10 protein-coding genes are annotated in these 9655 nt (G+C 52.5%); all 10 read left to right on the forward strand.

Annotation, left to right across the window (positions count from 1 at the left end):
* Nucleotides 1-551: hypothetical protein (locus AYW79_RS15945; RefSeq protein ID WP_197461047.1), on the forward strand; the 551-nt coding region annotated here is incomplete at its 5' end.
* A gap of 40 nt (nucleotides 552-591) precedes the next feature.
* The gene (locus AYW79_RS14190) at nucleotides 592-1350 is read left to right on the forward strand and encodes a DUF3388 domain-containing protein (RefSeq protein ID WP_067567216.1); all 759 of its coding nucleotides are present in this window, start codon (nucleotides 592-594) and stop codon (nucleotides 1348-1350) included.
* A 12-nt stretch (nucleotides 1351-1362) separates the two neighbouring features.
* Nucleotides 1363-2292: a helix-turn-helix domain-containing protein gene (locus AYW79_RS14195; protein WP_067567218.1), complete on the forward strand. Its 930-nt coding sequence runs from the start codon at nucleotides 1363-1365 to the stop codon at nucleotides 2290-2292.
* 14 nt (nucleotides 2293-2306) lie between these two features.
* Nucleotides 2307-2798 carry a YajQ family cyclic di-GMP-binding protein gene (locus AYW79_RS14200; protein ID WP_067567220.1) on the forward strand — a complete coding sequence of 164 codons (492 nt, stop codon included), beginning with the start codon at nucleotides 2307-2309 and terminating at the stop codon, nucleotides 2796-2798.
* 124 nt (nucleotides 2799-2922) lie between these two features.
* On the forward strand, nucleotides 2923-4248 hold the full coding sequence (gene rimO / locus AYW79_RS14205; RefSeq protein WP_067567223.1) for a 30S ribosomal protein S12 methylthiotransferase RimO: 1326 nt from the start codon (nucleotides 2923-2925) through the stop codon (nucleotides 4246-4248).
* On the forward strand, nucleotides 4249-4827 hold the full coding sequence (pgsA, locus tag AYW79_RS14210; protein WP_067567225.1) for a CDP-diacylglycerol--glycerol-3-phosphate 3-phosphatidyltransferase: 579 nt from the start codon (nucleotides 4249-4251) through the stop codon (nucleotides 4825-4827).
* Nucleotides 4828-4924: 97 nt separating this feature from the next.
* Nucleotides 4925-6163 carry a competence/damage-inducible protein A gene (locus AYW79_RS14215; protein WP_067567228.1) on the forward strand — a complete coding sequence of 413 codons (1239 nt, stop codon included), beginning with the start codon at nucleotides 4925-4927 and terminating at the stop codon, nucleotides 6161-6163.
* Nucleotides 6164-6214: 51 nt separating this feature from the next.
* On the forward strand, nucleotides 6215-7822 hold the full coding sequence (locus AYW79_RS14220; protein ID WP_067567231.1) for a DEAD/DEAH box helicase: 1608 nt from the start codon (nucleotides 6215-6217) through the stop codon (nucleotides 7820-7822).
* Between the two features lie 316 nt (nucleotides 7823-8138).
* On the forward strand, nucleotides 8139-9197 hold the full coding sequence (gene recA, locus AYW79_RS14225; RefSeq protein WP_067567234.1) for a recombinase RecA: 1059 nt from the start codon (nucleotides 8139-8141) through the stop codon (nucleotides 9195-9197).
* A gap of 3 nt (nucleotides 9198-9200) precedes the next feature.
* Nucleotides 9201-9655: regulatory protein RecX (locus tag AYW79_RS14230; protein WP_197461048.1), on the forward strand; the 455-nt coding region annotated here is incomplete at its 3' end.

The raw sequence follows: 9655 nt of genomic DNA on the forward strand, positions 1-9655 counted from the left end.
CCATCGAAGTGTATGGAGCGGCACAGAGGTCTGGTCTGCTTGAAGCGATCGCCTCAGGGTTGAATGTGGCGCACTCAAAAAGCGCATTGGTCGATGTGAGATATTCTTCAGGCAAACTGAGTGTATCGCGGGCGGGACAGGTGGTCGTTGTCTTTTCTCCGATAAGTCAACAGGAGATTGACTCACTCGCGCAGGCTGGCGCGAAACTCATCGACTTGACAGGGCAGATTGATCCAAATGCCGCTTTGCGCATTCCGCACGGTGTCATCCTGGCGCGGGGGATTCAGGCGGTTTATCACGTCATTGCGCAAAAGCAAAGCGCCTCTGGCACGATCTCGATTCCTGTGGGCTTGAGTGATGTGCTCATTTCGCAGGCGGGTCGTTATGGGGCTGCCGCGATTTCTCGCTATCGTCTACTCCTTGAACGGGGAACGTTGCAACCGACTGCGTATGCCTTAGCTTCGCCGACGGATGCGGCGCTCTCATCGTACGGATTGCCAGTGTTCGCCACAAAACTCCAAGCGATCAAGATTGCCAAAAAGAAAGCATAGATTGGATCTTCATCCGCGAGTTAGGAGGGAGGAACGACAGATGGAAGAATGGTACTTTGAGTATCATATTCATCACGATCGATTTGGATTGCTCGGCGACATTGCGTCGGTTTTGGGGATGCTCTCAATCAACATTGAGACGGTGAGCGGTGTCGCGGAGCGCAAGCGCGGCTTTTTGCTTCGCACCAATGAGCCTGAACGAATTGAGACGCTAAAAGGAATTCTTCGCCAGGTCGGCAACATCACGGTCACGGCGCTTCGCCCGCCAACGCTGCTCGATCGTCTGGCGTTGCGCCATGGTCGTTTGATTGAACATGACGATGAGCAGCGAAAGACATTTCGTTTTACGCGAGAAGATCTAGGAATTCTCGTTGACTTTATGGGTGAGCACTTGAAAACGCCAGGTCACCAAGTCATGGGCGTGCGCGGAATGCCGCGCGTGGGCAAGACGGAGTCGATTGTTGCGGCGAGCGTCTACGCAGGGAAGCGCTGGACGTTTGTCAGCTCAACGCTGCTGAAGCAGACGCTGCGAACCGATTTGGATGAAGATGAGTTAAGTCTAGAGGATCACGTGTATATCATTGACGGGATTGTGTCGACAATGAGAGGAAACGAGGATCATCTGCGTCTGGTGCGACGAATCTTGCGCTTGAATGCGCCAAAAATCATTGAGCATCCTGACTTTTTTGTCAATCGCACGGAGTTTCAATGGAATTTGTTCGATCGCATCATTGAGTTGCGCAATCACCCGGATGAGACGATCGACTATAAGGACATTCTGAATAAAGGCACGATGTGAGGAGGTGAACGCATGCCAAACGACGGAATTCGTAAACCGGAGGCACAGCACACGCGACTTCGCGAACTTGGCGACTATCTGAGAAGAACGCGTGAAGGCAAGCGGCTCTCAATTGAAGATGCGGTCGAGGCGACAAAGGTGCGCGGAAGGTATCTTCAAGCGATCGAAGATGCCGACTATGAGCGGTTGCCAGCGGATGTGTATACGCGCGGTTTTGTGCGAAGCTATGCTGACTATCTAGGTTTAAATGGTGCAGAACTCACCAATCTCTACCTTGGAAATGTGCGCGATGTCGTGACGCCTTCTGCGGAGGAGTCAGCGCGCGAACCGCGCACCGCAAGGGTGCAACAAAAACGTTTGCCAAACCCGGTGATTCAGCGAAAGACGGTTGTCTCGAGCGCGCCAAAAGAAAAGTCTCCAATGACAGTGAGTGGCATCTTGATGGGATTTCTCGCGGCGATCGTGATCGTCGGAGGTGGAATTTGGGCGCTTATTGGAATGCATCACGCCTCTTCTGCAGTCTCCAAATCTCCCGCGCCAAAAGTTACTCCGCACATTGGGAGTAAGCAACCGCACAGTAAAACAGGTCAAGGCACTGCCGCGCATCACGGAAATGTGCCGGGAATATCGACGTCGTCGGCCGCTCCTGTCTTTACGCTTGTTGGCCAGACCAATACACAGTCGACGTATCGAATCGCGACCACCAAACCTGTGACCTACACGGTTCAAGTACAAAGTACCTCATGTTGGATGCAGGTGACGGCAGGTGGACAGAACGTGTTTAGCGGTACGCTTTATGCCGGACAGTCAAAGCAGTTTACCATACAGGGACCGGTCTTTTTTTGGCTCGGGAAAAATCAAGTGGTCTCGATTGCGCTAAACCATCACGTGGTGCCGTCAAATTCTGCGGTGGGCGTCTATCACTACGCGTTTCAGGCGTAAGGGGGAAATGACAGATGGCAAAGGAGTCATCCTTTGATGTCGTATCAAAACCGGATATGCAAGAAGTCGCCAACGCGGTGAATCAGTCGGAAAAAGAGTTAGAGACGCGTTTCGACTTTAAGGGGAGCAAAAGCGCGATCGCACAGCGCGAGGCAGAGATTGTCATGACGAGTGACGATGAGTATAAGCTGTCGCTCGTGCTTGACATCATCAGGTCGAAACTGATTAAACGGGGGGTTTCTCTCAAGTTTTTAGAGTATGGGAAACTGGAGCCGGCTGCAGGTGGTATGGTTCGCCAAGTGGTCACGGTCAAGACCGGAATTGATTCGGATGTGACAAAGCAGATCGTGAAGGTGATCAAGGACAGCAAAATTAAGGTCACGCCATCGATCCAAGGCGATCAAGTGCGCGTTACTGGAAAAGATAAAGATGATTTGCAAGCAGTCATCTCTCTTTTGCGAAAACAAGATCTGTCTGTTGAATTACAGTTCACCAATTATCGCTAAGGTGTTCTGTGTTTTTTGACACAGACGCTCATCGTTTGGTATACTCCTTTACAGGTAAAGATGTGTAACGTCGGTGGCGGGCAACCGCTCCATTTTTTTGCCTTGCCGAAAGTGGGGAACGTTCTTGTCTCGTCGAATCGCGGTCGTAACGTTAGGTTGCGAAAAAAACTTGGTAGACTCTGAAGTGATGTCCGGGTTGATGTCCGAAAAAGGATATACATTGACGGCGGATGCAGAAGACGCAGACGTAATTGTCGTGAATACGTGTGCGTTTATCGATGCGGCGAAACAGGAATCTATCGACACCATTTTGCAAATGGCAAAATTGAAGGACGGCACGAAAAAGACGTTACTCGTTGCAGGTTGCATGGCTCAACGCTACGCAGATGAACTCTTGGCTGAAATTCCTGAGATCGATGGCGTGGTGGGCACGGGAGAGTTTACCCGGATTCACGAACTGACAGAGCTTGCACAGCGTGGTGAGCGACCAAAGTTTGTTGGTAACCCCGTGTATATCTACGATCAACATACACCTCGCGTTCGTCAAAAGTCTCAGGCTTCTGCGTATGTGAAAATCGCTGAAGGCTGTGACCACCAGTGTACGTTTTGCGTCATTCCGCAAATGCGTGGCGCGTTTCGCTCTCGCTCGATCGAGAGTATCGTTGCCGAAGTGGAACATCTCGTTGCAGATGGCGTGCGGGAAGTCAACTTGATTGCGCAGGATTCCACGCAATTTGGCATGGATTTGTACGGTAAGCGTAACCTTCCGGAGTTGCTGCGCGCACTTCAACAGGTTGAAGGTTTAGCGTGGATTCGTCTTCACTATGCGTACCCTGCCTTCTTTACCGATGAGTTGATTGAGGCTTTTCGCTCGCTTGACAAGGTCGTCAAGTATGTGGACATGCCGCTTCAACACGCGCAGGATCACATCTTGCGCTCCATGCAAAGGCCGGGCCGGCAGCGTCACATTCGCGAATTGGTTGCGAAGATGCGCGAGCGAATCCCAGGTGTCGTACTTCGCTCTTCCTTTATCGTCGGATTTCCCGGGGAAACGGAGACGGATTTTGAGGCGCTCAAGGCGTTTGTGCAGGAGCTTGCGTTTGACCATGTCGGCGTGTTTACCTACTCTGCCGAAGAGGGCGCAACGTCTTCAGAATTTCCGGATCAAGTGGATCAGGACGTCAAAGAGCGCCGCGCTAGTGAGCTGATGGAAGTTGCACGTATTGTCGCCGCAAAACGATTGGAGCGCTTTATCGGCTCGGTTGTTCCTGTTCTCATTGAGGGCGCCGATGATGCGGCAAACGCTTCGTTTATCGGACGAACATCCTTTGACGCGCGTGAAATCGACGGCGTTGTCTACGTCAAAGGTGATGGACTCACGGTCGGTTCGATTATTCCGGTCCGCATTACGCACGCATTTGACTTTGATCTCGTCGGGGAGGCTGTGTAGTTGAATCTGGCCAATCGCATTACGGTAGCCAGGGTTCTCCTCATGCCAGTTGTCATTTTTTTCATGCTCACTCCGATGCATTTTTTTCGCATTGCGATGGGGAGCACCGTGTTGTATGGAAATCAGTTGTTGGCGACCGTTTTGTTTGTTATCGCGACGATTTCAGACGGTATTGACGGGTACATTGCTCGCAACTACAATCAAATCACTAATTTCGGGAAGTTTCTCGATCCTCTCGCCGATAAAGTCCTCGTTAATGCTGTTCTGATTGCGCTCGCTGCGCAAGGGTCAGTCGCCGCGTGGGTTGTAATTGTCATCGTCAGTCGCGAGTTTGCGGTTACGGGTCTTCGCTTGATTGCAGTGGATGACGGTATCGTGATCGCCGCCGGTAGCCTTGGCAAATGGAAGACGCGCGTGCAAATGGTCGCGCTCGTCGCGCTTTTGTTAAACAACTTCCCCTTCTCACTCATTCATGTTCCGTTTGCAACCATTGCGATTGACCTTGCCGTAGTTCTAACCATTTTGAGCGGGGTCGACTACTTTGTGAAAAACTGGAACGTGATCAGGGTTTCACAGTGAGTGAACGTTTATAAGGGGTAAGGTAAAACTCGCGCAATGTGCAGATGGATGCTGCCCCTTTCGATCATTCTCAGTGGGTGTGACAGGAGGAACGGTGATGAGAGCCGAATTGATCGCGGTTGGTACGGAGATTCTTTTGGGTCAAATTGACAACTCGCACGCAAAATTTCTCTCTCAAGACCTCGCGGCAATCGGCATCTCTGTGTTCTATCACACGGCCGTCGGGGATAACGCTGAGCGATTGATTGCCCTCTTGAAAGAGGCGGCGAAGCGTTCGGACGTTATCCTATTGACGGGGGGGCTTGGTCCCACGGAGGATGACCTGACGCGTGAAGGTGTGGCGGGCGCGTTCGACTTGCCGCTTACGTTTGATGAAGAAGCGTTTGTAGCGCATGTCACACCGTATTTTGAGCGACTCGGGCGGACACCTACGGAGAATAACAAGAAACAGGCGTGGCGGGTTGGCACTGGGATTTTTTTGCCGAATCCGCGGGGAACAGCGCCTGGCCAGTATGTGCAGGCGGCTGGGAAGCACATTTTCCTTCTACCAGGGCCACCGCTTGAAATGCGACCGATGTATATGGAGTCAGTGCGACCGCGTCTTGTCAACCTTATGGGCGAATCGGCGATTGTCAGCCGCGTCTTGCGCCTCTATGGAATCGGCGAGTCATCTGCTGAACTCGAGGTAAAAGATTTGATGGCAGGCGTAAATCCCACGGTCGCGCCGCTCGCATCTGAAGGCGAGATGGTATTTCGCATCACGGCGAGTGCGCAGACGGCCGAACAGGCTCACCGCTTGATCGACCCCATACAGGCTGAGATGGAAAGACGCCTCGGCAAATACGTGTATGGCTATGATGACGATCATCTTGCTTCAGTTGCGCTTGCGCGGCTGGTTGAGAACAAAAAGACGGTGTCGTTTGCCGAGAGCTGTACAGGTGGACTTTTGACATCACTGCTGGTGGACTGCGCAGGTAGTTCGCGCGCGCTTCGCGGGTCGGTTGTCGCGTATGACAATGCCGTGAAGATGGAACTGCTCCAGGTTTCGAATGAAATGCTTCAGGCGCACGGCGCGGTCAGTGAAGAGGTGGCAGCCGCCATGGCAGAGGGTGTGCGCCTCGCCACAGGTTCAGATGTAGGGGTGTCGGTGACGGGCATTGCCGGGCCGGATGGCGGAACGAAAGAAAAACCGGTAGGACTCGTCTATATCGGTGTGACAGATGGTAAGACTACGAACGTAACGCGCCGACTCATTTCGGGGGATCGCACACAAGTGCGCATTCGCGCGGCAAAGCATGCGTTGTTTTTAGTGATTCAGGCAATGAAGAAGGAATGAAGGATCATGGGATCGGTAGATCGCATGAAATTGAAGGGATAAGGTGATCGAATGACTTCGTTTGTGGATTTTAATTTGAATAAAAAGGTACAAGAAGCGATTAGCGAGATGGGGTATGAAGAGCCGTCGCCGATTCAGACGGTGTGCATTCCGCTGATCATGGAAGGAAAAGATGTGATCGGTCAAGCGCAAACGGGTACAGGGAAAACAGCTGCGTTTGGCATACCGCTGGTTGACAGATCAGGGACAGGCCGTCACGTGCAGGCGATCATTCTCTTGCCAACGCGTGAATTGGCGATTCAAGTGGCTGGGGAACTGCGTCGCATTGCGAAATTCAAGCGTGTGCGCACGCTGCCAATCTATGGCGGTCAATCGATCGGCCATCAGATTCGCGCGCTTGAGCAAGGTGTGCACGTGGTGATTGGAACACCAGGACGCGTTCTCGATCATATTCGTCGCGGAACGCTCAAGCTTGACCAAGTGCAATCGGTCGTGCTTGACGAGGCGGATGAGATGCTTGACATGGGCTTCATCGATGACATTGAGTCCATCTTAAAAGAGACGCCGGCCAATCGCCAAACGCTTTTGTTCTCGGCGACGATGCCGACGGAAGTTCGCCGCTTGGCCAATCGCTATATGAACAATCCGGAACACGTACAGATGGCAAAAAATGAATTGACGGTTCCGCTGATTGACCAGTACTACTATAAAGTACTCGATCGAAACAAACTGGAGAGCGTCTGCCGCATCATCGACAGTGAAGACGTGACGCTTGGCATTATCTTCTGCCGCACCAAGCGCGGCGTGGATGAGCTTACGGAGGCGCTGATTTCGCGTGGCTATCTCGCGGACGGTTTGCACGGTGACTTGAGTCAGGCGCAGCGGGATCGCGTCATGAAGCGTTTTCGCACGGGGGATATTGAGCTTCTCGTCGCGACGGATGTGGCAGCTCGCGGAATTGACGTCGGCAACGTGACGCACGTCGTCAACTACGATATGCCGCAAGACACCGAGTCGTATGTTCACCGCATTGGCCGCACGGGGCGCGCGGGTAAGCGTGGGCTAGCGATTACGCTTGCCACACCGCGTGAGTTTAAACTGCTCAAGTCGATTCAACGTGATACAAAAGCGATCATCGAACCGCGCGAAGTGCCGTCGGTTGCAGACGTCGCAGAGCGGCAGGCTGAACTCTGGCGCGAGCGCCTTGAGCGCACGACCATTGAGGGTGGTCTCGCGCACTACCGCGCAATTCTCGGGAAGCTCGTTGATGAGTTTGATCCGATTGATTTGGCGGCAGCCGCGCTGAAACTGGCGAGTGCTGGTGAACTAGAGGCAGAGACAACCGATACGTACAGCTTCGGGGAGACTGGCGGCGGTTCCGGAATGGTGCGCTTCTTTATGAACATCGGTCGGAGTGCGCGCATGAGCCCTGGCGATTTGGTGCGCGCGGTTGCAGAGGAGTCTGGCGTGCCGACAACGGCGATTGGGAAAATCGACATCTTTGACAAGTTTACGTTTATCGAGATTGCGGAAGAATCGGCGCCGTTCGTTTATGAGTCGCTGCGACAATCGCGCATCAACGGTGCACGTGTCAATCTTGAGCCTGCCCGTCCGCGTTCGGGTGGCGGTGGCGGCGGCGGTGGAAGACGTCCTTATTGAACTTGTTGCACCCCTGGCTTGAATAGCGTTTCTCTGGGATCGGCCGACTGCGCAAGCGGTTGGTCTTCTTTTTTCGCAACGATGCACAATGCGCAGGGTCGATTCACAATGTACTGATGAGTTCTCTAGGATTTGCTCGTATTGGAGATACACGAACAGATGTTTGTATTTTTATGAAGTCGTAGTACAATACGTGTGAGATCAACTCGCAATCCTTGATAGTCTCTCTTCAAGATCAAGATAGGTTGTTTTGAACATGATCCACTAGAAATGGATTGTACGTGTTTTGAATTATTACCATCAGGGTGGGATACCATTGGCAGACCGCAGAGCGGCGCTTGATTTGGCGCTCAAGCAAATTGAAAAGCAGTTTGGTAAAGGTTCGATTATGAAACTCGGAGAAGCCAGTTCGACGATGAATGTCGAAGTGATGTCTTCTGGATCGCTCGCACTTGATATTGCGCTTGGCATCGGTGGATTTCCAAAGGGTCGCGTGATTGAAATTTATGGTCCAGAATCTTCCGGAAAAACGACTGTTGCACTGCACGCCATCGCAGAGGCACAGAGACTTGGTGGACAGGCTGCGTTTATCGATGCGGAGCACGCGCTGGATCCGCTGTACGCACAAAAACTCGGTGTGAATATCGATGAACTTTTGATTTCTCAGCCGGATACAGGAGAGCAGGCGCTTGAAATTGCCGAGGCGCTCGTTCGCAGTGGAGCGGTCGATGTGATTGTGATTGACTCGGTTGCCGCACTTGTCCCAAAGGCAGAGATTGAGGGGGATATGGGAGATTCACATGTGGGTCTTCACGCGCGTCTCATGTCTCAGGCGATGCGCAAATTGAGCGGTGCGATAAACAAATCGCGCACGATTGCCATCTTTATCAATCAGATTCGCGAAAAAGTGGGCGTGATGTTTGGCAATCCAGAAACGACGACAGGTGGTCGCGCGCTAAAGTTTTACGCGTCTGTCCGCTTGGAGGTGCGCAAAGCGGAAGTTTTGAAACAAGGAAATGACATGGTGGGGAATCGAACGAAAATCAAAGTTGTCAAGAATAAAGTGGCGCCACCGTTCAAGCAGGCGGAAGTGGATATCATGTTTGGGGAAGGCATCTCGCGGGAAGGAAGCCTTGTCGATCTCGGCGCAGAGCTCGAAGTCATCCAGAAGAGCGGCGCTTGGTACTCGTTTGCCGAAGAACGACTGGGACAAGGCAAAGAAAATGTGAAACAATTTCTAAAAGAGCATGCGGAGATTGCGAATCAGATTGAACGATTGATTCGCGAAAAAACGTTAACGAGCGTGGCGCAGCCAAAAGACGCACCGCAGGTTCAAACTGAAGATGACGACGATGATTTCGATTTCGAAGATTGATCCGTGGCGCGAATAATACGAATTGAAGATGATCCAAAGAGGCGTTCTCACCGCGTACTCATCCTTGAGAATGAAACGGTGTGCGGCCCCTATCATGCAATGTCTCTCCTTGAACTCAGCGTAAAACCGGGAACGGCTTATACGGATGCGTTGCACTGCGAACTGACAAAGCATGAAGAAGACCTCAACGCGTATGAACAGGGTTTGACGTATCTGGAGCGGGGCGCGCGCTCGAAGCGTGAACTCGTGCGCTATCTGAAACGAAAAGGATTCTCTGAAACAGCGTGTCAGGTTGCGGTGGGACGCTTGTCAGCGCTTGAACTCCTATCCGATGAGCTGCTTGCGCGTCGCCTCGTCGAACAAGCGTCGCGCCAAACGATCAGCAATCGAGGTGTCGCCGCTCGACTGGCGAAACGTGGGATTGATGGTCGCACGGCGCAGGATACACTGCGTGGTGC

Origin of the sequence: Ferroacidibacillus organovorans (assembly GCF_001642725.1) — a bacterium.
GTDB lineage: Bacteria > Bacillota > Bacilli > Alicyclobacillales > SLC66 > Ferroacidibacillus > Ferroacidibacillus organovorans.

What these genes read in the sequence shown, in the direction of transcription:
- AYW79_RS14190 (WP_067567216.1), top strand. Translation starts at nt 592, where the DNA reads ATGGAAGAATGGTACTTTGAGTATCATATTCATCACGATCGATTTGGA.
- AYW79_RS14195 (WP_067567218.1), top strand. Translation starts at nt 1,363, where the DNA reads ATGCCAAACGACGGAATTCGTAAACCGGAGGCACAGCACACGCGACTT.
- AYW79_RS14200 (WP_067567220.1), top strand. Translation starts at nt 2,307, where the DNA reads ATGGCAAAGGAGTCATCCTTTGATGTCGTATCAAAACCGGATATGCAA.
- AYW79_RS14215 (WP_067567228.1), top strand. Translation starts at nt 4,925, where the DNA reads ATGAGAGCCGAATTGATCGCGGTTGGTACGGAGATTCTTTTGGGTCAA.
- AYW79_RS14220 (WP_067567231.1), top strand. Translation starts at nt 6,215, where the DNA reads ATGACTTCGTTTGTGGATTTTAATTTGAATAAAAAGGTACAAGAAGCG.